At 65.8% G+C, this 25,697-nt stretch carries 19 protein-coding genes and 1 pseudogene; 15 read left to right on the plus strand and 5 right to left on the minus strand.

The features are described 5' to 3' along the window. The first annotated feature begins 19 nt into the window (after positions 1-19). The gene (locus DK926_RS21900; RefSeq protein ID WP_114332160.1) at positions 20-1,012 is read left to right on the plus strand and encodes a S1 RNA-binding domain-containing protein; all 993 of its coding nucleotides are present in this window, start codon (positions 20-22) and stop codon (positions 1,010-1,012) included. Positions 1,013-1,019: 7 nt separating this feature from the next. Here DK926_RS21900 and DK926_RS21905 read toward each other — a convergent pair whose 3' ends face one another. Continuing rightward, entirely contained in the window at positions 1,020-1,244 is a 225-nt protein-coding gene (locus tag DK926_RS21905) for a DUF2510 domain-containing protein (RefSeq protein ID WP_068427164.1), read from the minus strand. 201 nt (positions 1,245-1,445) lie between these two features. Here DK926_RS21905 and DK926_RS21910 point away from each other — a divergent pair, with 201 nt between their 5' ends. From DK926_RS21910 to DK926_RS21920, 3 genes and pseudogenes are all read left to right on the plus strand, one after another. Beyond that, a complete protein-coding gene (locus DK926_RS21910; protein ID WP_243636958.1) occupies positions 1,446-2,906 on the plus strand; it encodes a DUF2079 domain-containing protein in 1,461 nt (486 codons plus the stop codon). Between the two features lie 75 nt (positions 2,907-2,981). After that, positions 2,982-4,344: pseudogene (locus DK926_RS21915) on the plus strand (sulfite reductase subunit alpha). 116 nt (positions 4,345-4,460) lie between these two features. Continuing rightward, a complete protein-coding gene (locus DK926_RS21920; RefSeq protein WP_243636959.1) occupies positions 4,461-5,327 on the plus strand; it encodes a hypothetical protein in 867 nt (288 codons plus the stop codon). Here the strand turns inward: DK926_RS21920 and recD are convergent. From recD to recC, 3 genes are read right to left on the minus strand one after another with little or no spacing between them, the layout of a single operon-like run. Next, positions 5,289-7,154, minus strand: coding sequence for an exodeoxyribonuclease V subunit alpha (gene recD, locus DK926_RS21925; protein ID WP_114332163.1), 1,866 nt, complete (start codon positions 7,152-7,154; stop codon positions 5,289-5,291). The two genes, DK926_RS21920 and recD, sit on opposite strands and share 39 nt — an antisense overlap. After that, complete coding sequence (locus DK926_RS21930; RefSeq protein ID WP_114332164.1) at positions 7,151-10,474, minus strand: UvrD-helicase domain-containing protein; 3,324 nt, start codon at positions 10,472-10,474, stop codon at positions 7,151-7,153. The genes recD and DK926_RS21930 overlap by 4 nt, the downstream gene beginning before the upstream one ends. Beyond that, positions 10,423-13,692: an exodeoxyribonuclease V subunit gamma gene (gene recC, locus DK926_RS21935; protein WP_114332165.1), complete on the minus strand. Its 3,270-nt coding sequence runs from the start codon at positions 13,690-13,692 to the stop codon at positions 10,423-10,425. Before recC ends, DK926_RS21930 begins: the two co-directional genes overlap by 52 nt. A 137-nt stretch (positions 13,693-13,829) precedes the next feature. Between recC and DK926_RS21940 the strand changes: the two genes are divergently transcribed. The 5 genes from DK926_RS21940 to fahA all read left to right on the plus strand — a co-directional run bounded on the left by DK926_RS21940 (position 13,830) and on the right by fahA (position 18,092). Next, a complete protein-coding gene (locus tag DK926_RS21940) occupies positions 13,830-14,243 on the plus strand; it encodes a nuclear transport factor 2 family protein (protein WP_114332166.1) in 414 nt (137 codons plus the stop codon). A gap of 39 nt (positions 14,244-14,282) precedes the next feature. After that, a complete protein-coding gene (locus tag DK926_RS21945) occupies positions 14,283-14,810 on the plus strand; it encodes a MarR family transcriptional regulator (RefSeq protein ID WP_068427152.1) in 528 nt (175 codons plus the stop codon). A gap of 79 nt (positions 14,811-14,889) precedes the next feature. Then, positions 14,890-16,083 carry a homogentisate 1,2-dioxygenase gene (locus DK926_RS21950; protein WP_114332167.1) on the plus strand — a complete coding sequence of 398 codons (1,194 nt, stop codon included), beginning with the start codon at positions 14,890-14,892 and terminating at the stop codon, positions 16,081-16,083. After that, on the plus strand, positions 16,050-16,871 hold the full coding sequence (locus tag DK926_RS21955) for a hypothetical protein (RefSeq protein ID WP_114332168.1): 822 nt from the start codon (positions 16,050-16,052) through the stop codon (positions 16,869-16,871). The genes DK926_RS21950 and DK926_RS21955 overlap by 34 nt, the downstream gene beginning before the upstream one ends. A gap of 54 nt (positions 16,872-16,925) precedes the next feature. Further along, a complete protein-coding gene (gene fahA, locus DK926_RS21960; RefSeq protein ID WP_114332169.1) occupies positions 16,926-18,092 on the plus strand; it encodes a fumarylacetoacetase in 1,167 nt (388 codons plus the stop codon). On the opposite strand, the gene DK926_RS21965 is transcribed toward fahA, so the two are convergent. Then, entirely contained in the window at positions 18,089-18,751 is a 663-nt protein-coding gene (locus DK926_RS21965; RefSeq protein ID WP_240930920.1) for a helix-turn-helix domain-containing protein, read from the minus strand. The two genes, fahA and DK926_RS21965, sit on opposite strands and share 4 nt — an antisense overlap. A 209-nt stretch (positions 18,752-18,960) precedes the next feature. On the opposite strand from DK926_RS21965, the gene DK926_RS21970 reads away from it, so the two are divergent. From DK926_RS21970 to DK926_RS21995, 6 genes are all read left to right on the plus strand, one after another. Continuing rightward, positions 18,961-19,785 carry an SDR family oxidoreductase gene (locus DK926_RS21970; RefSeq protein ID WP_243636960.1) on the plus strand — a complete coding sequence of 275 codons (825 nt, stop codon included), beginning with the start codon at positions 18,961-18,963 and terminating at the stop codon, positions 19,783-19,785. Beyond that, positions 19,778-21,226: an FAD-dependent oxidoreductase gene (locus tag DK926_RS21975; protein WP_114332196.1), complete on the plus strand. Its 1,449-nt coding sequence runs from the start codon at positions 19,778-19,780 to the stop codon at positions 21,224-21,226. The genes DK926_RS21970 and DK926_RS21975 overlap by 8 nt, the downstream gene beginning before the upstream one ends. A gap of 40 nt (positions 21,227-21,266) precedes the next feature. Then, a complete protein-coding gene (locus tag DK926_RS21980) occupies positions 21,267-22,601 on the plus strand; it encodes an MFS transporter (RefSeq protein WP_243636961.1) in 1,335 nt (444 codons plus the stop codon). Positions 22,602-22,605: 4 nt separating this feature from the next. Then, complete coding sequence (locus tag DK926_RS21985; protein WP_114332170.1) at positions 22,606-23,376, plus strand: SDR family NAD(P)-dependent oxidoreductase; 771 nt, start codon at positions 22,606-22,608, stop codon at positions 23,374-23,376. 116 nt (positions 23,377-23,492) lie between these two features. Beyond that, positions 23,493-25,076: an FAD-dependent monooxygenase gene (locus DK926_RS21990; protein ID WP_114332199.1), complete on the plus strand. Its 1,584-nt coding sequence runs from the start codon at positions 23,493-23,495 to the stop codon at positions 25,074-25,076. 122 nt (positions 25,077-25,198) lie between these two features. Continuing rightward, entirely contained in the window at positions 25,199-25,552 is a 354-nt protein-coding gene (locus tag DK926_RS21995; protein WP_114332200.1) for a VOC family protein, read from the plus strand. Positions 25,553-25,697: the final 145 nt, after the last annotated feature.

Below are 25,697 nucleotides of genomic sequence, written 5' to 3' on the forward strand. Positions count from 1 at the left end.
CTACGCTAGCCTTCGTCAGGTGACCGCGGCGAGCACCATCGACGAACTCGTCGACGACCTGTATCTGCAGCGAGGGCGAGCCTGGCAGGCGGCGCTCGTGACAGCTCAAAACTTTCTCGAGACCATCGCCGACGAGATTCTCGACAACGTCGACCGAGACCGTCTCAACGCCGGAACCGCACGTATCAAGGATCCCGCACGTGCCGCGGACAAACTGCGACGCAAGATCGCCGAGGGGCGTATTGCTCCGCCGACCGACGTCGACGATGTCGTCGACGCGCTCGGCGATCTGATCGGGATCAAGGTTCTGTGCAAGAGTCCCCGCGATCTTCACGCCTTCGTCGACGCGTTGGAGGCGGCGTGCCACGACCCCGATTGTTCCGTGCGATTCGCCAGAGAACCGATGGACTACGTCGAATTCCCCAAGCCGAACGGATATCGCGCCTATCACGCGATCTTGCTCGTGCGGGTAGCCACGCATCAGGGTGACCTCGACGTCAAGGTCGAGGTTCAGGTGAAGACGCGGCTGCAGGACGCGTGGGGCGAACTGACGCACGAGGACATGTACAAACCCGGTGAGCCGCTGAAAGCGTCGAAGAAGCATGTCGACCGCGCACGCCAGATGGCGGAACTTCTGCTGCAGGTCGATCTGATGGCCGACGAGCTTGCAGCACAACTGGATTCGCAAACGGCCGTCTCGAACGATCCGGTCGCCGAGCCGACGCTGGTGCCGAAGGATCCGGAGATCATCTCGGCGCGTGTGACGCGGACGGGCCCGAGGTACGCCCTCGCCGTCGGGCCCGACGGCAGGCGGGGACTCATTCCCGCTCGTTCGGTCAAGGCCGTCATCGGCGTCAAGGATCGCATCGCCGTCGACGACTATCTCGAGGTCGGCGACGAGGTGCGTGTCGTGGTCGAGGACTCCGAAGACGCCCTCTACTACCATCTTTCGTCGCAACCCCCGTCACGACGGTCACGCAGACGACGGAGACGGGCCGAGCAGGACGCCTGACCGGTCGTCAGATCACCTCGCGTTTGGCGGTCTTCTGTGTGGGCACGCGGCCGTCGAAGTACCGCAGAAGCGACTCGTCGTGCGCGTCCGGGTACCAGCCGGGAGCGATACGTGTCTTCGCCCGCCCGGTGGCCCGACGTTCGCTGCCGACCACCATCACCAGGAAACCGGCGATGACCGCAACCGAGGCGACCGCCACGATGGTGATCACGACGATCTGGAACAGATCCATCTACTTCCCCCGCCCTACGCACGCGCACGATCCTGTGCTCACCGAAGCGCCCCCGCCGACTCCCCATCGGCCCGAATTCTCCGCGCCATAGTGACACATCTTCGATGCGAGGGTGCCCGATCTGGACATCGAAGCACCGACCACCCCTTCCACCTGCGATTCTCAGGTTCGTCCTAGGTCCGTCCGGTAAACGCACTCTTTGTGACAGCCACCGAAGCACCCCAGCTCACGAAGGCCGAACCAGAACTTGTTTCGCCGCCCGTCGGTACGCCCGGACGCCTTCTCACCGCCGATCGCGTGGTGCCTGCTGCAGCGTTCGTGCTGCTCGCGCCGCTGTACGCGATGTTGTCGGTCATGGGACACCGCCAGTTGCGGACGTCCGGCTTCGATCTCGGCATCTTCGTTCAGCAGATCTCGTCGTACGCGGAACTGCATGCCCCGACGTCGAATCTGCTCGGTACCGGGTACAACACCCTCGGAGATCATTTCTCCCCCATCACTGCGCTGCTGGCGCCGGTTTATCGGGTCTTTCCGTCGGCCGAGACGCTGTTGGTCGCCCAGGCCGTGCTGTTCGCGGCTGCGGCAGTTCCCTTGACACGCTGGGCTGTCCGTGAATTCGGCGCCGTTGTCGGCGTCGTCGTGGCCGTCGCGTACGGGTTGTCGTGGGGCGTACAGGCTGCGTTGAATTTCGACTTCCACGAGATCGCGTTCGCGATGCCGTTGCTTGCCATGTCGATGGTGTCTCTCGGACAACGCAAGTGGCTGCCTGCGCTGCTGTGGGCGCTACCTCTCGTTTTCGTCAAGGAGGACATGGGTCTGACGGTCGCCGTCATCGGCGCCCTGGTGGCGTTCTGGACCGTGGGCCGCACCCGCCTGCTCGGCCTGCTGACCATCGTGTGGGGCCTCGGCTGGCTCGTTCTGGCCGTCAAGGTCATCATCCCGTTGCTGAGCAGCAACGACTCGTACGGCCAGGGTTCGAAGATGCCGCCGCTCGGATCGGGGATCGCCGACACGGCCCACGGCTTCGTCGACGGCGACTCCCGCGCCGCCACTGCGTTTCTTCTGTTGGCCGTGACCGCCTTCGCGGCGCTGCGATCGCCGCTGCTGCTCGTCGCCGTTCCCACCGTCGCGTGGCGGTTCCTGAGCGACAACTCCAACTTCTGGAAACCGATCTTCCACTACAACGCGATCCTGATGGTCGTCGTGTTCGCGGCACTCGTCGATGCTGTCGCTCGTAGTCGACGCCACGGACAACTCTCGTTGCGGGGTCAACGCACGATCTTCACTGCGGTCGCGGTCGTCGCACTCGTCGCGCTGCCGTTCCTACCGATGGCGCGCCTGGTCACTCCGGACGGCTGGCGGATCGACCCGCAGGCTGTCGAGACCGCCGAGGTCGCACGCATGATTCCCGACGACGAGACGATCGCCGCGTCGAACAACCTCGTTCCGCAGTTCGTCGCGACGCACGATGTCTCGGTGTTCCCACAGCGATCGACCGATACGACGACGCCCGACTGGATCGTCGTCAATCGCGCGGATCCCGCCGGATGGCCGACGGACGCGAAGGGCGATGCGGAAGCCGTCGACGCGGCGTTGGTGTCGGGTTACGTGGTCCGATCCGAAGCCCACGGCATCGAAGTTCTGCAGCGGGTACAGCCGTAGTCGCGGCCGAATCGAGATCACCGAGCCGGCCGACCTGCGGAACCGATTGTGACGTGCACCGAGGTCGACGAGAAAATGCCGGACAACACACAACGTTCCCAGACGCTGTGGCCGCCGGTTCAGCCCCTACACTGGATAGGTTGTTTTCGCAGTGGCGCTGGGTGAGACCAGCTACGACGGATACGGTAAGGCGGGACGAGACATCGACGCACGACGGGAAGCACAGGGGGCAACCAGGACGGTCGACCGTCCGAACAGCGACGTCGCGCCGGAGGCACCTGCGGCCACGCCTGCCAGAGCCGCCTCGAAGCGCTCGCCGTGGAACCGCAAGAACCCGTACCGAGCGACGGTGCTGGCCAACAGCGTCCTGTCCGGCCCCGAGTCCACCAAGGAAGTACGGCACTACGCGTTCGCGCTCGGTGACAGCGGCCTGAACTACGACGTCGGCGACGGCCTCGGTGTGAAGCCGGTCAACAATCCCGAACTGGTCGACGCGTTGATCGGCCGTGTGGGCGTGTCACCGGATACGACCGTCGCCGTGAAAGGCGCCGAACAACGACTCGACGAGTTGCTCACCCATTCGTACGAGATCGGCGTTCCGTCGATGGATCTCCTCGAAACGGTTGCCGAGCGCACCGGCGACGACGAGCTCTGCCATGTCCTGTCGACCGGAGACCGCGAAGCACTCGACGCGTGGACCTGGGGTAAGGACGTCCTCGACGTGCTCGCTCTCGACGACAAGCTGGCGCTCGAACCGGCGGAACTGCTCGGCCTCCTGCGACCGCTGCAGCACCGCGTGTACTCCATCTCGTCGTCGCCGCTCGCGCACGAAGGCACCGTGCATCTGACGGTGTCGAGTGTGCGCTACCGGTCGGCCGCGCGCGATCGCGGTGGTGTGTGTTCGACTTTCCTCGCGGACCGAGTGCCCGAGGGCGCAACGGTAGGGGTGTTCCTGTCGGCCAACAAGTCCTTCCGGCTTCCCACCGACGACGATGCATCCGTCATCATGGTCGGGCCCGGCACCGGCATCGCGCCCTTCCGCGCGTTTCTGCACGAACGACGTGCGCGTAACGCGTCGGGACGCAACTGGCTGTTCTTCGGCGACCAGCATCGCGGCAGCGACTACCTCTACGAGGACGAGCTGGACGGCTTCTCGCGCGACGGCGTGCTCACCAAGCTCGACCTCGCGTTCTCGCGCGATCAGAACGAGAAGATCTACGTCCAGCATCGGATGCGCGAGAGCGGCAAGGAACTGTACGCCTGGCTCGAAGAGGGCGGCTACTTCTATGTCTGCGGCGACGCGACGCGCATGGCCAAGGACGTCGACGCCGCGCTGCACGATGTCATCGTCGAGCACGGCGGGCGCACATCCGATCAGGCCGACGACTACGTGGCCGAACTCAAGCGTGACAAGCGCTACCTGCGCGACGTCTACTGAGTCCTCGTCACCCTGCACGCCATCGCGAGCGCCTCACGCTTTTTGTCGGACCCACCGGCTATCTTCACTTCTGCTGGACTTCGAGAGTGCACACGGTGATCGACGAAGGAGCGCATGTGGGTGCTGGACGTGAAGGCCGCGTCGGCGGGTTCGACGCGGGGTTCGACGCGGTCGTGGCGGACGCATGGCATCGATTCGAGAGCAATCTCGCGGTGCATGTCGCGACCATGCCGGAGGGCACCTACATCACCATCACATCGGCCCAGGCATCACATGGCCAACGTGGTCAGCGCCCGTACGTCGACGTAGTGGCGGTCGACGCCGAGCGCATGGTGTGCGTCGCGGCTCTCCCGTCCTACTTGTATCCGGAAGACCCGGACCGCGACGCGTGCGATCGCAGGCTGCACGGCCTCGGATGGTCCGAGCCCGGCCGGCCGATGGCCGACGGAACGATCATGGATTACACGCTCGACGGCCCACGAGACGAGGCCGACCTGCTCGCAACCGTCGCAATTGCCACGTTCCGTGAAGTCTGGAACGTCCCGCATCCGTCGTTTCTCAGCGCGTGGACGGTCGGCCCCGGCGAAGAAGGCAGCGGCCCGGTTGCGCTGACACACGTCACCGACGACGTCCGTCCTCGTGCAGCCACCACGCGATCCGTCACACCGTCGGTCGACTCGCTGCCGACCCCCCTTCGGTCGCTGCACACCTTCTGCGAGCTCGTCGGATCGATCGTGGACTCGGCGACCGTCAGATCGGTCTGCGGCACCGCCGATCTGCGCGAACTCCGCATTCTCGCCCGCGCTCATGCCCGCGAATGCGCAGAGCACGCCGACCGTTGCCGCACCGACGGATCCGAGATGTCCTCGCGGGTGTGGCGGCGCCAGGCCCGTTCGTGGTCGCACACTGCGGACAGCCTGCGGGTCGGTGGCAGCGCCACCTCGTCAGGGCCGGACAGTGCGGCGAAGTCCGCTGGCTCGTAGCACCTGACGTTCGACGCCCGCCCGCACCGCGGCTTCCGTACCCATGATCCGCACGTGTCGTCGGGCGCGGGTGATCGCGGTGTACAGCAGCTCTCGCGTCAGCAGCGACGACGCCTGAGCCGGGAGCATCACCGAGACGGTGTCGTACTGGCTTCCCTGGCTGCGGTGAATCGTCATCGCGTACACCGTCTGCACCGACGACAACACGTTCGGATGCACCAGTTGGGGCAGCGAACCCCGCTGGAAAGCTGCCATCAGCGAACCGTCGCCGACGTCGACCACCACTCCGGTATCACCGTTGTAGATCCGTGCCTCGTGATCGTTGGCCGTGACCAGCAGGGGCTGACCCGCATACCAGCGGGTGGGATCGAGAAAAGCGCCCGACGCCTCCCCCACCCATTCCATCGCCCGACGTGCCCAGTCCTGCACGCCGAACGGTCCCTGCCGATGCGCACACAGCAGTCGATGCGACTCCAGTCTCGTCAGCGCATCCGACGCGGCACCTGCACGCGCAGCGTCGGTGACCGCGGCTGCGGTGCTCAGGATGTCCGCGTGCAGGGCGTCCAGGTCCGTCGGCGCGTGGAACGACAACTGCTCGTGGCCGCTGTCGAGCAAGGTCATCACGTCGTCCGCCCGACCGTCGCGCACGGCGACGGCGAGCTCGGCGATGGCACCGCCGAACCGTCGCCCACGGCTCAGCCGGACCACGCCGCTGCTCAGGCGGTGTCGCTCGACCGGTGCCAGCGCTGCCTCGTTCGGGTCGTCCTGCGCGTCGAGGTCTCCGGCGATGACGTCGGCGAGCGCCGGATCCGTGGTTGCTCGCACGGGTCGCGCCACGAGATCGGCCAGCACAGCGCCTGCATCGACCGACGTCAGCTGATCGGGGTCGCCGACGAGGATCAACCGGGTATCGGCTCGGACGGCCTCGAGCAGTCGAGACATCATCGTCAGCGACACCATCGACGTCTCGTCGACGACGATGACGTCGTACGGCAACCGGTTCGACGCGTTGTGCCGAAATCGGCTCTTGCTTCCTCGTTGCCATCCGAGCAACCGGTGCAGGGTCATCGCGGTCAGGCCGTCGGGGAGCCCGAGCTCCGCCGACTGCTCGGTGACCGATTCCTGCAGACGAGCCGCGGCCTTACCGGTCGGCGCTGCGAGACCGATACGGATCGACGGGCCGAGCTGGCGCACGAACATCGCGAGGATTCGCGCGACGGTGTGTGTCTTGCCGGTTCCCGGACCACCGGCGATGACGGCTGTCCACTGTGTCGCCGCGAGCGCTGCGGCGATCCGCTGGCGATCCGGCGCTGGAGTCGGTGCACCTGTGGCGTCGACGAACAGCGAATCCAGTTGCGCGCGAATCACTTCGGCGTCCACGCGCGGCCGGGTGAGTCCTCTGCTGTCGAGCACGTGCCGGATGGTGCGCTCCTGCAGGAAGTACCGATCGAGGTAGAGCAGCTCACCTTCGTCCGTGTCGACCAACCGAAGTGGCCGCAGCGGACCCCGTTGTCCGCCGACGACGAGTGGACTCGCGCGCAGCGCGGCCAGCACGTCGGCCAACTCGGGCCACGGCAGGGCGTCGACATCGATGTCGGAATCCTCGTCGACCGGGATGTCGCGTAGCCGGTGCAGGTCGAGGCAGACCGAGCCGGATCGTACGGCGCGGACCGCGAGCGCCGTCGCGAACATGACGTCGTCGGACGATTCTCCCCCGAGTGCGCCGAGCCGCAGTGCGACATGGACATCCGCGGCCGCGAGCACGCCCGCTTCGTTGAACACACGCAGCCGGCCCTTGGCGCGCTGCACGAGTTGCGCGTCGATCATGATGGTTCGATTCCCGCCAATAGATCCGATACCGATGTCACGAGTTCGACGGGTGGGTTCCAGTCGAACACACCGCAACCCGCCGGGGTCTCGGGACCGACCATGCCCCGGACGAAGTGGTACTGAACACCGCCGAGATGCCGTGTGGGATCGTATCCGGGTTGGCGCCATCGCAGATACCGATGCAGCGCAACGGAATACAACAACGCCTGCAGCGGGTAGTGCGACCTCAGCATCTCCTGCGCCATGCGTTCGCGGGTGAAATGCATGACCGTCAGATCACCCCGCGACAGTCTGTTCGTCTTGTAGTCGACGACGACGTACCTCGGACCGGCGATGCGCAACACCGAGTCGATGCTTCCGGTGAGATATCCACGCAGCGGCGAGGATTCGAGGTGCTCGAGTTGCTCGGCGTACGAGGAGAGCGCATCGTCGGACGGCAGGTGTTCGCGCATCAGCGCAGCTATGCCGCGAAGGGTGACGATCCTCGTTACGGGGTCGTCGCCACCTGCCAGCGGAAGTTCGAAGTCCAACTCCGCCAGGTGGTCCGTCGGCGCGATGTCGGCGAGTGTGCCGAAGCCGAGCGGTGTACGCAGCACCGGCAGGAGCGCGTCGGCGAGCGCGCGCGGGTCGATGTCCGCGAGACGCTCGTCGACGGCCTCGGTGCATCTCGCCAGCACCTCGGCGTCCAGATCGACGGCCGACGTGTCGAGATGCTCGAGGATCTCGTGCACCAACGTGCCGAACGCCGCACCTGCAGGTAGTCCGTTCATCGGCGACGGTATTCCGTCCAGTGCGTCGTCGATCGGCGGCGCTTCCTCGGGTTCGTCGTCCTTGACGGGCGATTCCGGTTCGCTGGAGACACCCGGCGCGTCGTGCGCCGACGCCGTCAACGCCGAATACGACGTCCGACGCCACTGCATGTCGAGCGTGCGGCGGAATGTCGCTGCATCGAGTTCGATGCCGGCACCTGCCGACGTTGCCCGAATCGGTCGCGGCGACGCTCCCCGCGTGGCTTCGACCGAGATCAGTCCCCCTGCCGATCCGGCCCAGGATTCGAAGAGGTGTCCGACGGCGGCGTCGTCGGGCACCTTCGACTTCTCGTCCGGTTGAGCGATGCCGGGAACGCGCGCGAAGAGCAGCCGATGGAGCGGGGATGCCGATGTCGAAAACGACGGAGCCCACCACAGCACGACCTGACACTGTGCACGCGTCAACGCGACGTAGAGCAAGCGGAGCTCTTCCCCGGCTTCCTCTTTGTCCGACAAGAGTTTTCGCGCAGCATACCCGTGTCCGGTGCGCCCACCGACGTCCAGAACGCGGCGACCGTCGTCATCGTGCAGCAGCAGGGTGCTCGGGTAAGGATTCTTCGCCGCGTCCCAGGCGTACGGGATGTAGACGATCGGGAATTCCAACCCCTTGCTGGCGTGTACCGTCGCCAGTTGGACGGCGGCCGCGTCGCTGTCGAGCCGCCGACTGCGATCGGTGACGCTGCCCGACGCAGGATCCTCGATGCGGTCGGTGAGCCATCGCGTCAGCGCGCTCGGACCGAACGATTCTTCCACCGCCGCACGATTGAGCAGCTGCGCGACGTGTCGGAGATCGGTGAGATGGCGCTCCCCGGAACGTAATCCGAGCAGGCGCGCCTCGAGACGCGTCTCGGACGACAGCTTCTCGAACACGGCAGCGAACCCGGCCTGCGCGAACAGCATTCCGTATTCACGCAGGCTGGTACTGACGTCGGCCACCGCATCGTCGCCGCCCTCGTCGAGAGTCTTCGCGGTCCAACCCAGCAGCGGGGTCAGCGCGGCGAGACGCACCCGATCGGATCGATGCGGCTGCTCCAACGCTTGCAGGAACCACAGCCACTGCGTCGCACTCGGGGTCTCGAAGATGCTGGAGCCACCGGCGAGAACGGACGGCACTCCCGCCCGATCCAACGCGTCACGCACCATCGCGATCTGCCCGCGGTTTCGTGTGAGTACGGCGATGTCACCGGGTTCGACGGCGCGTCCCGACGCATTCAGCGTCAGTTGCGTCCCGGATTCGAGCAGGTCGACGATATCGGCGGCGACGTCGTCGGCGACGCGATCCCGCAGCACACCCACGACGGGAAAGCCCGCTCGGCCCAGCGGACCGGCCCCCGTTCTGGGCAAGTAGCGCACCCTCAGCGGCGGGGCGTCCGCCATTCGTGACCCGTCGTTGCTCGATCCGACGGGGTGGACGACGATGTCGTCGTGGCCGAGCGCGGCACCCGCGTACACGGTCTCGAGCGCCTGCAACAATCCGGAGTCGCTGCGCCAGTTGGTTTTCAATTCGAGATGTCGATCCGCGACGGCGACGGCGTCGAGGTAGCTGAGCACCTCGGCCCCGCGGAAGGCATAGATTGCCTGCTTGGGGTCACCGACCAGAAGCAGCGTCGACGTCCCGTGGAACGCGCGTCGCAAGATGTCCCACTGCAGCGGGTCAGTGTCCTGGAATTCGTCGACGAGGACGACTCGGAATCGCTCCCGCACTCGGGCACACGCGGACTCGCCGTGTTCGGGGTCCGTCAGTACGCCGTGGAGAAGGCCGAGCAAGTCGTCGAAATCGCGCACTCCGGCAGCCCGTTTGCGCCGCTGCACCTCCGCGCGAGCCTCTTCCGCGATCAGAACTCGATGCCCTGCCTCGGAATCCTCGCCCGGTTCGGGAACCAGCCGAGCTTGCCTGTCCCGTACTGCCTGCCGCGCCACTTGCCGCGCGTCGGCCGGTCCGATCGGCGGGTCGAATTCGGACCGGGCGTACCGCCGCAGATAGATGTCGTCGACCACCTCGGCGGTCAGGTCGTCGACGGCTTCGACCAATGTTGCCTCGGGCTCGCGCTCTCCGGCGATGCCGAGACCGTCGAGCATGCGTTGACAGAAGCTGTGTGTCGTCGCGATGGTGCCCGAGTCGAAGTCCGACAGCGCCCTGAGCAACCGGAGCCTACGTACGGAGACCTCGTGCTCCGACGCGTCCGCCAGAAAGCGAACGAGCGCATCCGCGTGCGTCGACGCCGACGGATCCTGCAGCGCTGCAGCCACTTCCGCGAAGCGATTGCGTGTCCGCTCGCGCAGTTCCTGCGTCGCCGCACGCGAGAAAGTCACGAGCAGCAACTGCGAGATGTCTGCGACGCCCTCCGCGACGTACCTGGTCGCGAGACCGACGATGGCATAGGTCTTGCCCGTTCCCGCGCTGGCCTCGAGCACCGTCGTGCCGGTGGGCAACGGTGCGAGCAGATCGAAGTCGTTCACGGCTGCCCCTCGGTCTCGGCGGCAAGAAGCGGACTCCACAGCTGACATGCGACCGTTCCGAACGCCGTCGTCTCGTCACCCCATCGCGGCAGGTCAGGACGGGGCGGTGAGTCGGAAACGGCCGTGAACGGGGCGCCGGCGTACACGTAGCCGATGCTCTTGTCGGTGACGTCGCCGAACTTGTCGTTCCAGGCTTTCTCGGCGGCATCCATCGCTTCGTCGTGAGAGGCACCGCGACAACGCCTCTCTGCGTACGCAGCCGACGCCGCAGGACCGACCGGCAATGGGCTCGCCAGTCCGGCGTCGCGGAGTCGAACGAGCCGTTCGAGTTGGTCCAGAGCATCCATCGGCGCGTCGATCGTCGACCGCCACGCTGCACGACGACCCGGTCCTCGGCCGGTGGTGACGGCCGTCCACCGCCGTGAGTCGTCCTGAACCTGCGCGGCGAGCACCCGCACCCACGCGGCGATGCGATGTTTCGCTGCCAGCCGCGAGTACGACGTCCTGGCAATCGTGCTGCCGTGAATTCCGGTGACGGTGCCGGTGATACGCCGCCCCGATTCGAGACGGATCGAGATGTCGAGAACGTCCGGATCACCACCGTGCACGTCTTCGGCGACCTCGACCAGCGCATCGACACCCCGCGTGATGTCCTGCAGCTGCGCCTCTCCGAGTGCGAACGGCGGCAGCGTTCCCCGACGCCACTCCGCAGCGCGGAAATCCTCGACCCGAGTTCCCGCCAGCCTCTCGGCCAACATCCGGTCGCCGATGTCCCACTTCTGCAGCCCGTCCAGCGCGACGGTCAGCGAGTCGGACACGTCGTCTTCGAGATCAGGCACTCGAATTCCGATGCGCTGCTTCAGAAATGCCGCGATCGGATGCTCGACGAAGGCGATGAGTTCGTTCAGATCGATGTCGTCGGATTGCCTCGGTGGCAGAGGAGCGTCAAGGAATGCCGGTGCGGGTACGGGTTCCTGCTCCGCTGCACGCGCGCCGTCCAGCGCTGCACGGTCGTAACTGAGGGGTGCGCGCGGGTCGAAGTTCCGCGCGTCGAACGGCTGCAGCGGGTGCCGACGCACCACGTCGGCGCCGGCCGTGGTCGAGACGACGTCGAGCAATTCGCTGAGCGGAATCGCGGGCGGCTTGACCATCCCGGTCACCGGGTCGGCGCCGGTGTAGAACAGCAACAACTTCTCTCCTGCCGACATCACCGCGTCGAGCAACAGTTGGCGGTCTTCGCTGCGAACGTCGCGTTCACCGGGAGCTGGATTGCGCGCCATGATGTCGTCGCCGTCGACGCCACCCGCGCGGGGAAATACCTCGTCGTCGAGACCGAGGAGCACGACGACCCGGTGCGGAACCGAGCGCATCGGCACCATCGTGCACACGGTCAGCTCTCCGGTACGGAAGTTGGCACGCGACGGTCGTCCGGCCAGCGCCCGCGTGAGCATCGCGCGCACATCGGCCAGCCGGAGTTCGGATTCGTCACCGTGCTGGGTCGCGTCGTGCAGTTCTCGAAGCGCTTGTGCCCGTTGCCATGACTGAGCACTGGTCGTGTCGGTGAGTAGGTCGAGCGCACGCACGAGAGCGGTTCGCCACCTCGCTGTCGCCTGCGGCCCCTGCAGATCCCGCACGACGACGGCGAGCCTGTCGACGAATTCCGCGAGTCTTCCGGCGAGATCGATGTCGTTGCCGTCCACGTCGTCCAGCGGAAGTGCGAGGTCGAGCCATTCGTGCGCGGTCTCGTCGGCGGCGACGCCGAGCAGCAGCCGGTCCATCGCGAAGTTGAAGGTGTTCTGACCGAAGTCGCCCAGTCCGTATCTCGTGCGTTGCCGCGAATTGATCCCCCACCGCGCACCGGATGCCTGCGTCCACTCACGTAGCCGTTCCAGGTCGTCGTCGGTGAACGAAAACCTCAGTCGCACAGGCTCGAAGGCCGCGAGGTCCAGCACCTGACTTGCCGTGACCCGGTCGACGGCAAGGTCGAGCAACGCCGCGACGACTGCCAGCAACGGGTTGGTCTGCCGCAGACCGCGGTCGGCGAGACGAACCCTCAATTCGTGTCCCGGATGTCCGAGCCCACGCTGTCCGAACGTAGCCCGCACCAGCGGCGCATAGGTCTCGACGTCGGGGCACATCACCAGAACGTCGCGTGGTTGCAACGTCGGATCCTCGTCGAACAGGCGCAGCAGGCATTCACGAAGTACTTCCACCTGTCTCGGTGCGCCGTGGCAGGCGTGTACCGCGATGGTGCCGTCCGGTTCCGCGGAACGGGTCGGTGTCCGGTCGTGTGCGATGTCGGACTGCACCCGCCCGAGCAGCGTCGCGCGCGTCGCGTCGTCCGGCACGACGGAATGATCGATCGCGACGTCGAGACTCGTGAGTCGCCCCTGCAGTTCGCGAACATCACGTGCAAGGCTCGACAGCAGGGGATGCGACACTGCGACGGCCGACCGGTCCTCGCGCCGACGACGCGGTCGGGGCGCCGCAGTCAGACCGTCCCACATCGCAGGGCTGGGATGCGGAATCCACATGTGGACGTCGCGTCGATCCGCCATCGCGGCGATCACCCGAAGCTGATCGGTGGTCAGGCGAGTGGGGCCGAAGAGCGAGATTCTTTCCGGCAAGTCCAGAAGCGACGGATCGGCAACGAGCGCAGCGCAACTGGGCTCCAACCGCTCCGCCGGACTCGGCGAACCGATCCGCGCTCGCACCGCCCGCCACAACTCTGCCTGCCAGAGAAGGTCCGGCGTCAGCGATGCACCCAGCCCGTCGGTGTCGACGCCTGCAGCCCAGTCGACGAGCATGGACGGCCGATCGGCGGCGTAGCTTCGGAACAGATCGGCCAGGTGCGCCGCGGTGGACCAACGCCGTCCCGCTCGCTCCTCGTCGACACCGTGGCCGAGATGGGCAGCCAGTACCGAACACCACGGCTGCCCCAGAGACTCGTCGACGAGTTGCAGAATCGTCCACAACATCCGGCCTCTGGCCCAGGGGTCCTGGTCTGCGTCGAGCCCGTCGACCGCAGCAAGAGCCTGGTCGACAAGTGATGCGGGCGAGGGAAATTGGATGTTGGCGGAGATTCCGTCCGCCTTGGACGAGCCGAGCGACATCGACAGCCGTTGCGTCAACCACCGCTCGACACCACGTGCAGGCACGGCGACGACCTCGGCGACGAAGGGATCGGCGAGCGGGGTGGACAGAACCTCGACCAGCCCGGAGGCGAGCGCGCTGGACCGTGCCGCGCGATGGACCTTCAGTACCAACGTCGTTCCCCGCTTTCCCGCTTCTCCCCGATCCGGCTACTTGACCCTACTCGAGGCACCGACATACTCTCGACGCGTTCAATCGCACTGCGCGTGCGTTTATCGCACCAACGCCGTCGGATTCGAGGACTACACCGATGATCGATACCGCCACCGCCGTCGCCGTCCAGCTGCTCTACGGTCGCCAGAGTCACGCGATCGATTCGGGGCGAGCGGCCGAGTGGGCCGCCACGTTCACCGGGGACGGCGTCTTCGATTCGCCCAGCTACCCCGAACCCGAGGTCGGTACCGCAGCGCTGACCGCATTCGCGCAACGGTTCTCCGACAGCGCAGCGGATGCCCAGGAGAGGCGTCGCCACGTCATCACGAACCTGGCGATCGATCGCGTGGCCGACGACGAACTGACCGTCGACTGCTACCTGCAGATCGTCGCGACTCCCCGCGGCGGTGACACGCGAATCGTTCGCCTCACCGCCGTGCACGATCGCGTCGTTCTCCGGGACGGCCGGTGGCTCATCGCGAACCGCACCGTGTCGCGCGACGACACTTGATATATCTGTTAACTAAATGCCACTGACTACAGTGGTCGGGTGACCGATTCCGCCGAACCCGATTTCTGGTCGTTCATCGAGACCGCCAACACCAAGCTCGCGTCCGAATACGGTTTCGAGCACCAGCTCGCCACCGAGGTACTGCTGACACTGAACCGCGCGTCGAACATCGTTACGTACGACCTCGAGGCATCCATCCATCGGCCGCGCGGCTGGTCCTGGTCGTCGTTCCGTCTGCTGTTCGTGACGTGGCTGGCCGGCCCGATCGAACCGAAACGCGCAGCCGAACTGACCGGCATGAGCCGTGCCGCGGTGTCGAATCTGTCGAAAACCCTCATCTCCGACGGCCTGCTCGCACGCACCCCGGACGAAACGGACGGCCGTTCGGTGCGTCTCGCACTCACCGAGGAGGGCCACGCCCGCATGGTCGAGTCCTTCGCCGACCAGAACGAACGCGAGAACGCTTGGGCGAGCGTGCTGACCGAGCCCGAGCAGCGCATTCTGGTGATGCTGCTGAACAAGCTGATCACCAACCGCAGCCAGTTCGATGTCCGAGGGCGCAACTGACGTCCTACGGGGTTGCGTGGGTCACGTCCAACTAGTTAATGTGTTTACTATCAGCTCTGGACACATCTAGGAGATTCCCGTGGCCTACTACCGGCAGCTCGGATCGGTACCGCCGAAGCGTCACACGCAGCATCGGACTCCCGACGGCGGTTTGTACTACGAGGAACTGATGGGCGAGGAGGGCTTCTCCTCCGATTCGTCGTTGCTTTATCACCGCTACATTCCGTCGGCGATCGTCGATGCGACGGTGTGGGAGTTGGCCGATCAGTCGACGACGCCGAACCACCCGCTCAAGCCGCGCCACCTGAAGCTGCACGATCTCTTCCCGCCGGAGGTCGTCGCGGAGACCGATGTGGTCACCGGCCGTCGTCTGATTCTCGGCAATGCCGACATCCGCATCTCGTACGTCGTCGCAGCGAAACCGTCGCCGCTGTATCGCAATTCGATCGGTGACGAGATGGTGTACGTCGAATCCGGCAGCGCCACGGTCGAAACCGTCTTCGGCGCACTGCAGGCACGTCAAGGCGACTACGTACTCATCCCCCGCGCGACGACGCACCGCTGGGTTCCCGACGGCGAGGTCCGCGCCTACGCGATGGAGGCGAACAGCCACATCGTGCCGCCGAAGCGCTACCTGTCGAAGTACGGCCAGCTTCTCGAGAACGCACCGTTCTGCGAACGCGACCTGCACGGGCCGAGCGAACCGCTGCTCGTCGAGGGCACCGACGTCGAGGTCCTCGTCAAGCACCGCGGCTCCACCGGCATCGTCGGCACCCGCTACGTCTACCCGAACCACCCGTTCGACGTCGTCGGCTGGGACGGCTGCCTGTACCCGTACACGTTCAACATTTCCGACTACGAGCCGATCACCGGTCGCGTGCACCAGCCGCCGCCTGCGCATCAGGCGTTCGAGGGCGACAATTTCGTCATCTGCAACTTCGTGCCACGCAAGGTCGACTACCACCCGTTGTCGATTCCGGTGCCGTACTACCACTCCAACGTCGATTCCGACGAGATCATGTTCTACGTCGGTGGTGACTACGAAGCCCGCAAGGGTTCGGGTATCGGACAGGGCTCGATCTCGATCCACCCCGGCGGCCATGCACACGGCCCGCAACCCGGCGCGTACGAACGCAGCATCGGCGTCGAGTTCTTCGACGAGCTCGCCGTCATGGTCGACACGTTCCGTCCGCTCGAACTCGGCGAAGGCGCGCTCGCCTGCGAGGACACCGCGTACGCATGGACGTGGGCCGGCAGGGGACCCGCGTCGTGATCCCCGCGAAATTCCAGGGCCTGTGCGACGACGCGGCCCTGTTCCCACCCGGCAATGCACCTCTGGGCGTCGCGGTGCCGCAGCACCTCGGCTACCGCGACGCGGCGTTTGCAGATCTCGTCGGACCGTTCGTCTTCCCGATCCCCCGGCTGGGAGAACTGACGTCGGTCCCGGCGCCGATGCACGTCTCGCTCACGGCGCCCGGGGGCCCGTCGAGCGTTGTCCCCGGAATCGAAGCGGCGCGGTCGATTCCGGGTGTATCCGTCGTTGCTGTCGAGGTGGCGATTCCCGACGGCACCGACCTGACTGCACTCGACGCCGTCGGTGACGACATCGACGTCTACGTCGAGATCCCCCGCGACGACCGTCGACCCGAGATCCTCGACGCGGTCGAACGCCGCGGCTACCGCGCGAAGTTTCGCACCGGAGGCATCACGGCCGATCTGTATCCGGGCGAAGCGGAACTGGCCGCCGCCTTCGCGGAGGCGTCGCGTCGCGGAATTCGGTTCAAAGCCACCGCAGGATTGCATCACGCGATCCGGAACACCGGCGCAGGCAGCGGTTTCGAGCAGCACGGCTATCTCAACGTGCTGCTGGCAGCGCAGGCCGCGGCAGGCGGCGCCGGGACGGACGAACTGAGCAGCATCCTCGCGATCCGCGATCCTGACGTCGTCGCGAAGGAAGTCGCTGCGATCGACACCGAACGAGTATTTCTGTCGTTCGGTACCTGCAGTATCCGAGAACCCCTCGACGACCTCGTCGCACTAGGACTCATCGACCCCACGTGAGCGCGAATGTATAGCCCTCTACGCATTTCTGCTCACGACTCCGAAGGAGCCTTCATGACACACATCGACATTTCCCCTGATTCCGAGTTCGGAATCGACAACCTCCCGTACGGCGTCTTCTCGACCGACGGAACCGACCCACGAGTCGGAATTCGGTACGGCGACAACGTCATCGACCTCGCTGTCGCCCTGGGCGACCACGTTTTCGCGAACCCGTCGCTCAATCCGTTCATGGCCCAGGGCCGCACCAGATGGGTCGAGGTTCGCGACGCGATCAGCGACGCCATCACCCATGATTCCGTTGCGGCCCAGGCAGTCCATCCCGTCGACGCGGTGACGATGCACATACCGATCGAGGTCGCCGACTACGTCGATTTCTACGCGTCGGAACATCATGCCAGCAACCTGGGTCGTCTGTTTCGGCCCGATTCGGATCCGTTGATGCCCAATTGGAAGCACCTCCCCGTCGGCTACCACGGCCGCTCCGGCACCGTCGTCGTGTCCGGAACGGACATCACGCGCCCGAACGGCCAGCGTAAAGCGCCCGACGAGGCGTCGCCGACCTTCGGTCCGAGCGCGCGCCTCGACATCGAGGCCGAGATGGGCTTCGTCGTCGGCGTCCCGTCGGATGCACCGATCACACCGGATCGGTTCGCGGAGCACGTGTTCGGCGCTGTGATCGTCAACGACTGGTCCGCACGCGACATCCAGGCGTGGGAATACGTTCCGCTTGGGCCGAACCTCGGAAAGAGCTTTGCGACGTCGATCTCGCCGTGGGTCGTGCCGTTGCTCGCGCTCGAAGCGGCTCGTGTCTCGACGCCTGTGCAGGATCCCGAGCCGCTCGAGTATCTGCGCGAAACACAGTCCTGGGCACTCGATATCGATCTGACGGTCACGTGGAACGGATACGACGTCGCGCACCCGCCGTACCGCGAGATGTACTGGTCCCCCGCCCAGATGCTCGCCCACGAAACCGTCAACGGCGCCACCTCACGCACGGGTGATCTGTTCGCGTCGGGCACCATCTCCGGTCCGGAGAAGAACCAACGCGGGGCATTCATCGAACTGACTTGGGGCGGAAAGGAACCGGTCTCACTCGGCGACGAGACCCGCACGTTCCTCGAGGACGGCGACGACGTCGTCATCGCCGCCAGCGCACCCGGACCGAACGGGCCCCGCATCGGCTTCGGTGACGTCCGAGGCTGTATCGTTCCGGCCTAACGCAACAACCGCCCCAACTGTGCCGCCGCGGCGACGACCGCTGCACCGAGGCGCTTCTCGTCGTCGATCTCGAAGACTGATGCGCCGAGGCTTGCCAACGCGTCGCCGCGGCGGCCCGGAATCACCGCTGACACACCACCTACCGACGGAATGACCTCACCCTGGGTGACCGCGTAGCCGACGGCGCGGGCCCGGGTCACTTCCTCGCGCTCGCCTTCCACGGCCGGCAACGATGCCAACATCGCCAAACCTGCCGAGCCTCGGTCGATCGGGTCCACCTGGCCGCCCTTGAACGCGACGTGTACCTTCGCTCCGCGCGGCTCGACGACCATCAATGCCCTTACCTCGCTACTGTTTTCGCGCACGACGAGGTGGACCGTCGCGCCGAGCTGATCGGCGAGTTCTTCGAGCACCGGGCGCGCCACGGTCCGCAAATCCTGCTCGACGGGTTCGGCGAGCGCGACGAGACCGGCGCCCAACGTGATTCGCTTGAAGTCGTCACGCCGACACAGATGGTGCGCTTCCAACGTCCGCACGAGTCGATGAGCGACCGTGCGATGCACCCCGATGCCGTCGGCGATCTCCGTGATCGAGAGACCGTTCGGTCGCTCGGCCAGCAATTCCAGAACGACGAGGCCGTGATGCAGCGTCTTGGACATGCCCGAGTCGAGCTGAACAGCCTCTCGACCTGGCTGAACGTGAGTCATGAGTCGCCCCTATTGACGTGTGTGAGGTGGACCACCTACAGTTCGATACGTATCGCACGCTGCGTGCGATTATCGCACACATCTCGGGACGTCGCAAGCCCTCCCCGACGGGACCGCACGACCGACCCGATCGAGACATCTGTTGCACGAGGAGAGAATTCATGACAGGCACCAATCCCGGACGCGTCGTCGACCGCACGATGACCGCGGTCTACCCCGAACTCGCGGGCAAGGTCACCGTCGTCACCGGCGCGGCACGCGGAATGGGCTCGGTGTTCGCCAAGGGCCTCGCGGCTCGCGGTGTGAACGTCGTCGGCGCCGACATCAACGACGCGCAGATGAAGGAAACAGCGGAGCAGCTGAACGGCGAGCTGGCCACCGACGCGCTCGTCTCCGAGCCGGGCAAGGTTGTCGGCGCCCGCATCGACGTCACCGTTGCCGAGGACCACGAAGCTCTTGCGCAGACGGCTCTGGCCGAGTTCGGTCGTATCGACTTCTGGATCAACAATGCAGGCATCTTCCCGTTCGCGCTGGCCGCCGACATCACGCCCGAGCAGATCAACGCGACGCTGAGCGTCAACGTCGAAGGAGTGCTGTTCGGCTCACAGGCCGCGGCCCGCCACATGGGCGAGGGCGGCGCCATCGTCAACATGTCCTCGGTGTCGGCTCTGCGCGTCCGTAAGGGTCGCGGCGCCTACTGCACATCCAAGGCAGCCGTCGCGCATCTGACGGAGTCGCTCGCCGTCGAGTTCGGCGACATCGGCATCCGCGTCAACTCCATCGCGCCGGGCTACATCGACACCGAGATGACGCGGTGGGTCCAGGAAGATCCCGAGGCCCTCGCGAAGGCTCTCGACGCGGTTCCGCTGCACCGCCTCGGTGCCCCGGAGGAAGTCTTCGGACCGCTTCTGTTCCTGCTGTCGGACAGCGCCCGCTACGTGACCGGGCACAGCATCGCCGTCGACGGTGGATCGCGCCATGTCTGATTCGACCGACATCGACTACGACGTCGTCGTCATCGGTGGTGGCGGTGCGGGGCTCGCGGCGGCCGTCACCGCCGCCGAGAACGGCGCGTCCGTGCTGCTGTTCGAGGCGATGAAGGAGCTCGGAGGCTCGACGGCCCTGTCCGCTGGATTGTTCACCGCAGCCGGAACGTCCGTCCAGCGCGAACTCGGCATCGAGGACAGCGCCGAGAAGTACTTCCAGCACTACATGGATCTGAACCAGTGGATGCTGGCTCCCGGACTGATCCGTACGTTCTGCGAGAACGCGGCCCCGACGCTCGAGTGGCTCATCGATCTCGGTGTCGAGATCCCGGCGAAGGTGTCCGGCAACGCGCACCAGCCGGGGCTCAGCCAGGCAGGTGTCGAGGACGTCTGGCGTGGGCACGTGCCGAAGGATCAGGGATACGGCCTCGTCCAGGTACTCGACGCCGCGCGACGACGGCACGGGATCGAGGTCGTTCTCGACACCCGGGTTCAGGCCTTGCTCACCGAGAACGGCCGCGTCGTCGGTGTGATCGCCGACGACGTCGAACTTCGAGCGGGTGCCGTGGTCGTCGCATCCGGAGGTTTCGCGCAGGATCCGACGTTCGTCGACAAGCACTACCCGGTTGCGAACAAAGCGGGCGAATCGTTGTTCGTGGTCGCGGCCGACGGCAGCCGCGGCGACCATCTGCGGTTCGCCGACGCGGTCGACGCGTCGATCACCGGGGACGGCTGGGGCCTCATGCTCCCGACGGTCTACTTCCAGCGGTACCACCACTGGCAGTCGGGCTTTCCGCCGAAGTCGCGCGTCTATGTCAACGCCGCCGGTCGACGGTTCATGGACGAGGACGCCTCGTATGCGGTTTCCACGGGAATCATCGATCATCAGGGTGGATCGGCGTGGATTGTCTTCGACGAGAACGCCCGCGTGAATCTGCCTGTCGGGTATGCCGATTGGGCCGCCGACCGCGTCGCCGAGGAAGCCGAGGCGGGACGGACCCTGCGCGCGGACTCGCTCGACGAGCTGGCCACGTTGATGCAGGTACCCGCACACACCCTGAAGGCCACGGTCGCGCGGTGGAACGAGAACTTGCCGAACGGTGAGGACCCGGATTTCCTACGCCATCGCACGTTGGCGAACAAGGGCAGTACGGCGGATCCGGACCCGATCGATCGAGGGCCCTTCTACGCCGCACGCATCCTTCCCGCCGAATTGGTCTGCACCCATGCCGGCCTCGAAATCGACCAGAACGCAGCCGTTCTCGACACCGACGGTGTTCCGATCCCCGGACTGTTCGCAGCCGGTGAGGCAGGGGCAGGCGTTCTCGGCCTTCGCTACGTCGGTGGCGGCAACGCCGTCGCGAACGCGCTGACGATGGGCCGCATCGCAGGCCGCACTGCAGCGCGCGTGAAGTCCACCGCAGCTGCTCTGCCGATCTGATCCCCGCACTCCCTACCCTTGACCCTTTGAGGAAGCAGTCATGACCACGAACGAGAGCGCCGTGCACCCCGAGCACAGCAACCACGCCGATGGGCCGACCACGGTGAAGCAATCCCCGTTGACGGTGATCCGCGCTGCAGTCGTCGGAACCGTCGTCGAGTACTACGACTTCGGCATCTACGGCTACATGGCCACCACGATCGCCGCACTGTTCTTCGTATCCGAGGATCCGACCGCAGCGTTGCTCGGTACGTTCGCGGCGTTCGCCGTCGCGTTCTTCCTGCGCGTGCCCGGCGGCATCTTCTTCGGACACATCGGTGACAAGTACGGCCGCAAGAACGCCCTGTCCTGGACGATCCTGCTGATGGTCATCGCCACCGCAGGTATCGGCCTGCTTCCCACCTACGTGACGCTCGGAGTGTGGGCGACGTCGGTGCTCGTGCTCTGCCGATGCCTGCAGGGCTTCGCGGCGGGTGGTGAGCTCGGCGGCGCGAACGCGTTCGTCTCCGAGTCCGCACCCACCCGTTGGCGTGCCACGCAGACGTCGATGGTCAATACCGGCACCTACCTCGGATCGCTGCTGGCGTCGCTGTGTGCGCTCGGACTGAACACGATCTTCACCGAAGAGCAGGTCCTCTCGTGGGCGTGGCGCATCCCGTTCCTGCTCAGTCTCGTCATCGGTGGCGTCGGCATCTGGATTCGGAGCAGGCTCGACGACACCCCGGAGTTCAAAGAGCTCGAGGACAAGGGCGAGACGAAGAAGCTGCCCATCTCGGAGCTCCTGAGCACGTCCGGCGGAAGCGTCGTGAAGATCATCTTCCTCGGTGCTCTCATCACGGGCGGCTACTACATCGCCTCGGTCTACGCGGCCACGTATCTGAAGACCGAGGGTGGCCAGAGCGCGCAGGCAGCGTTCCTGTCGACGTCGCTGGCTCTGGTGCTCGGTGTCATCACGCTCCCCATCGCCGGGTACATGGCCGACAGGTACGGTCGCAAGCCCGTGCTGTTCGGCGGCAGCCTCGCGTCGATCATCCTCGGCGTTCCGATGTTCATGATGATGGCGGGCGGAAGCCTGTGGCAGGCCGTCGTCGGCCAGTCGGTGTTGTTCATCGCGGTCTCGGTGGTCAACGGCGCGTCGTACGTCACCTACGTCGAGATGTTGAAGACGTCGGTTCGCTACAGCGGTCTCGCTCTGGGCAACAACACCACCAACATGCTGCTCGGTGGTACGGCTCCGTTCATCGCGACGTGGCTGATCTCGCTGACGGGCAACGCCCTCGCCCCGGCCGGCTACTTCGTCTTCTGCGCGCTGCTCACCTTCGTCGCGGTCTTCTTCGTGACCGAGACCAAGGGCACCGAGCTGAAGACGGGATAGAGCCATGAACTTCGACGGCACATCCATCGTCGTCACCGGTGCCGGCAGCGGTATGGGACGAGTCGAATCTTCGATGCTGGCCGCTCGTGGCGCCAAGGTGTGGGTCACCGACATCGCTGTCGAACCCGGGCTGTCCGTCGTCGACGAAATCGTCTCCGGCGGCGGACAGGCGGAGTTCTTCCAGCTCGACGTCACCGAACCCGCGTCGTGGACCGAACTCGCCTCCCGTATCGACTCAGCCGACGGCGATCTGCACGGCCTCGTCAACAACGCGGGCGTCAGCCACCGGTTCGGGATCGAGGACACCACGATCGAGGACTGGCGACGGGTCATGGACATCAACCTGTCCAGCGTCTTCTACGGCATGAAAGCTTGTGCGCCGCTTCTGAAGAGGGGCGACGGCGGCTCGATCGTCAACGTCTCGTCGATCGCGGGCATGGTCGGCTACTTCGCGGCCGGATACGGCGCCAGCAAGTGGGGTGTCCGCGGGCTGTCCAAGGTAGGCGCGCTCGAGTTCGCCGAACACGGGGTGCGCGTCAATTCCATTCACCCGGGACTCGTCGACACTCCCCTGCTGCATTCGGGGTCGTCCGATTTCGTCGACACGAGCCTGAAGTCGGTGCCCGCCGGACGCGTCGCCGACGCGTCGGAAATCGCCGAGTCGGTTGCGTTCCTGCTGTCCGACGCGTCCCGCTACATCACCGGAACAGAGATGGTCGTCGACGGCGGCCTGACCTCCGGCGGTATCTATCACCGCATCACCAGCGAGCTCTGACCCACCGGTCCGGCTCCTCACCCGTTCCGCATGACTTCCGGCGTTTACCTCTCTCGTAGCCGTATCCCCGCTCGACAATGTCGGGCAAGAAGGACCACGAGACGATGGGTGGCGACATGGACGTCGAGGTACTGGTGGCAGGAGCCGGGCCGATCGGCCTCACGGCCGCGATCGAGCTGCGCAGACGGGGCATAGGGTGCCGTGTGATCGACCCGCTGACGGAACCGCCGCAGTACGCAAAAGCCGTTGGCATTCAGCCTCGTACGCTCGAAGTGTTCGAGAACATCGGTGTGTTGCACGCCGTTCTCGACGCGGCCATCATGATGCGCGGGCAGATCATGTTCCAGAACGGCTCCGAGGTCGGACGCATCGAGCTTTCGTTGCCCGCGGACGTCCCCTACGGCTTCGCGATGCTCCCTCAGTACGAGACCGAGCGCATCCTGCGCGAACGGTTGGCCGAACTCGGCGGGACCGTCGAACGCGGAGTTGCCCTCGCGGGTTTCACGCAGGACGACGATGCCGTCACCGCGACGCTCAGCGACGGAACGTCCCAGCGCGTGCAGTATCTGATCGGCGGCGACGGCGCACACAGTGTCGTGCGCAAACAACTCGGCCTGACCTTCGAGGGCGACGCATTCGCCGAGGGCTACATGCTCGGCGACGTCGAGGTGGACTGGTCGTTGCCTTCCGGCTACGGCATTCGCATCTCGCACACCGCCGACGACGGATCCCAGGACGGCATCCTCGTCGCGATTCCGCTTCCGGGTCGACGCCGCTACCGCATGTCGATGCTCGTGCCTCCGGAACTCTCGGCACCCGACGCGGGAGCCGACGGCATTGCACACGGCTTCTCGGGCGGCGCCACACCCGAGCTACGACACATCCAAGCCGTCCTCGACCAGCTGTCCCCCGAACCGACGACCGCGTCGAACCTGCGCTGGTCGTCGGTGTTCCGCATCAGCCACCGCATCGTCGACGCCTACGGTCGTGGTCGAGTGTTCGTCGCAGGGGATGCCGCACACATCCATCCACCGACCGGCGCACAGGGTATGAACACCGGAATCCAGGATGCCCAGAACATCGCGTGGAAGGTCGCGCTGGCCGTCCGCGGCGTCGCATCGCCAGGACTGACCGACACCTACGACGCCGAACGCCGACCCGTCGGCGAAGAAGTGGTCGGTCGGACGGTACGTAGCGCGCGCGAGGGAATCGGGGCCGGTGAGACGTCGGTCGAGACGGCCATGCGCAGGCAGGCTCAATTGCTGATCTCCTACGCCGACAGCCCCCTGATCTCCGAGGCCGACGCGTCGGCGACGACGGTGCAGCCCGGCGAGCGTGCGCCCGACGCCCGCGGTCTCACCCGCGACATGGTGGCCTATCCCGTTCGGCTGTTCGAACTGTTCGGCGGGGTGAATCACACCCTGCTGCTCTATGCCGACGGGTCACCGGACGAGATGGAGGATCTCGCCGACGCCGCGACAGCCGCCGCGCACGGCTTGGTGGACGTCTATCTGCTGTCGTCGGGGCCGGTCGAGTCGGTGCTGACCGTCGTCGTCGACGCCGATGGCGAGTTCGCCAAGGCGTACGGCATCGACGGCCCCTCTGCCCTGGTCATTCGGCCGGACGGCTACCTCGGCCATCGTGAATCGCCTGCCACCGTCGAGGGCGTGGTCGCGCATTTGAAGAAGACGTTCGCCTGACGGGCGGCTGCGCCGCACGTGCGCGCGAATGTACAGCCGGCTGTACATTCGCACGCACGATGACTTTCAGGGTCGACGACGGTCGACCTCTCCGACCGTATTTCGACTTCGATCGGAGAACCATGGCTCTCGCACACGTCCTCGCAGTCGTGCCCGTCGCGGACCTCGACAAGGCGAATGCTTTCTACGAAGCGTTCTTCTCTCGACCTGCGGACAACAACCCGATGCCTACCCTCGTCGAGTGGCAGGTCATCGAGGGCGCCTGGGTGCAGGTGACCGTCGATCCCGTGCGTGCCGGCTCGTCGATGCTGAACTTCGCCGTCGACGATCTCGAGAAGCACATCGAAGAACTCGCGACGCGTGGAATCGTCGCTGCAGACATCGTCGACGCGAGCAAGGGCGTGCGACTGTCGGCGATCGAGGACCCCGACGGCAACGCCATCACCCTCATCGGCGGATTCCGAGTAAATTATTGAATCGTTGACTTTTACTGTCGCGCAACATCTTTCGAACATTCTTGTCGGTAGGTTCCGCTACCTTCCCGCGCATGACTACACAGCGGGAGTACGACGAGCACGATTACGACTACGAGCACTGCGACCGCGTCCGGCGCGCGGCAAC

The sequence above is a fragment of the Rhodococcus sp. Eu-32 genome, assembly GCF_003336925.1.
GTDB classification, from domain to species: Bacteria; Actinomycetota; Actinomycetes; order Mycobacteriales; family Mycobacteriaceae; genus Rhodococcoides; species Rhodococcoides kyotonensis_B.

Excerpts from the sequence above, each read along its gene's own strand:
- DK926_RS21905 (WP_068427164.1), bottom strand. The coding sequence starts at position 1,244 with ATGGATCTGTTCCAGATCGTCGTGATCACCATCGTGGCGGTCGCCTCG.
- recD (WP_114332163.1), bottom strand. The coding sequence starts at position 7,154 with ATGATCGACGCGCAACTCGTGCAGCGCGCCAAGGGCCGGCTGCGTGTG.
- DK926_RS21930 (WP_114332164.1), bottom strand. The coding sequence starts at position 10,474 with ATGTCAGCTGTGGAGTCCGCTTCTTGCCGCCGAGACCGAGGGGCAGCC.
- DK926_RS21940 (WP_114332166.1), top strand. The coding sequence starts at position 13,830 with ATGATCGATACCGCCACCGCCGTCGCCGTCCAGCTGCTCTACGGTCGC.
- DK926_RS21955 (WP_114332168.1), top strand. The coding sequence starts at position 16,050 with ATGGACGTGGGCCGGCAGGGGACCCGCGTCGTGATCCCCGCGAAATTC.
- fahA (WP_114332169.1), top strand. The coding sequence starts at position 16,926 with ATGACACACATCGACATTTCCCCTGATTCCGAGTTCGGAATCGACAAC.
- DK926_RS21965 (WP_240930920.1), bottom strand. The coding sequence starts at position 18,751 with ATGTCCAAGACGCTGCATCACGGCCTCGTCGTTCTGGAATTGCTGGCC.
- DK926_RS21970 (WP_243636960.1), top strand. The coding sequence starts at position 18,961 with ATGACAGGCACCAATCCCGGACGCGTCGTCGACCGCACGATGACCGCG.
- DK926_RS21975 (WP_114332196.1), top strand. The coding sequence starts at position 19,778 with ATGTCTGATTCGACCGACATCGACTACGACGTCGTCGTCATCGGTGGT.
- DK926_RS21980 (WP_243636961.1), top strand. The coding sequence starts at position 21,267 with ATGACCACGAACGAGAGCGCCGTGCACCCCGAGCACAGCAACCACGCC.
- DK926_RS21985 (WP_114332170.1), top strand. The coding sequence starts at position 22,606 with ATGAACTTCGACGGCACATCCATCGTCGTCACCGGTGCCGGCAGCGGT.
- DK926_RS21990 (WP_114332199.1), top strand. The coding sequence starts at position 23,493 with ATGGACGTCGAGGTACTGGTGGCAGGAGCCGGGCCGATCGGCCTCACG.
- DK926_RS21995 (WP_114332200.1), top strand. The coding sequence starts at position 25,199 with ATGGCTCTCGCACACGTCCTCGCAGTCGTGCCCGTCGCGGACCTCGAC.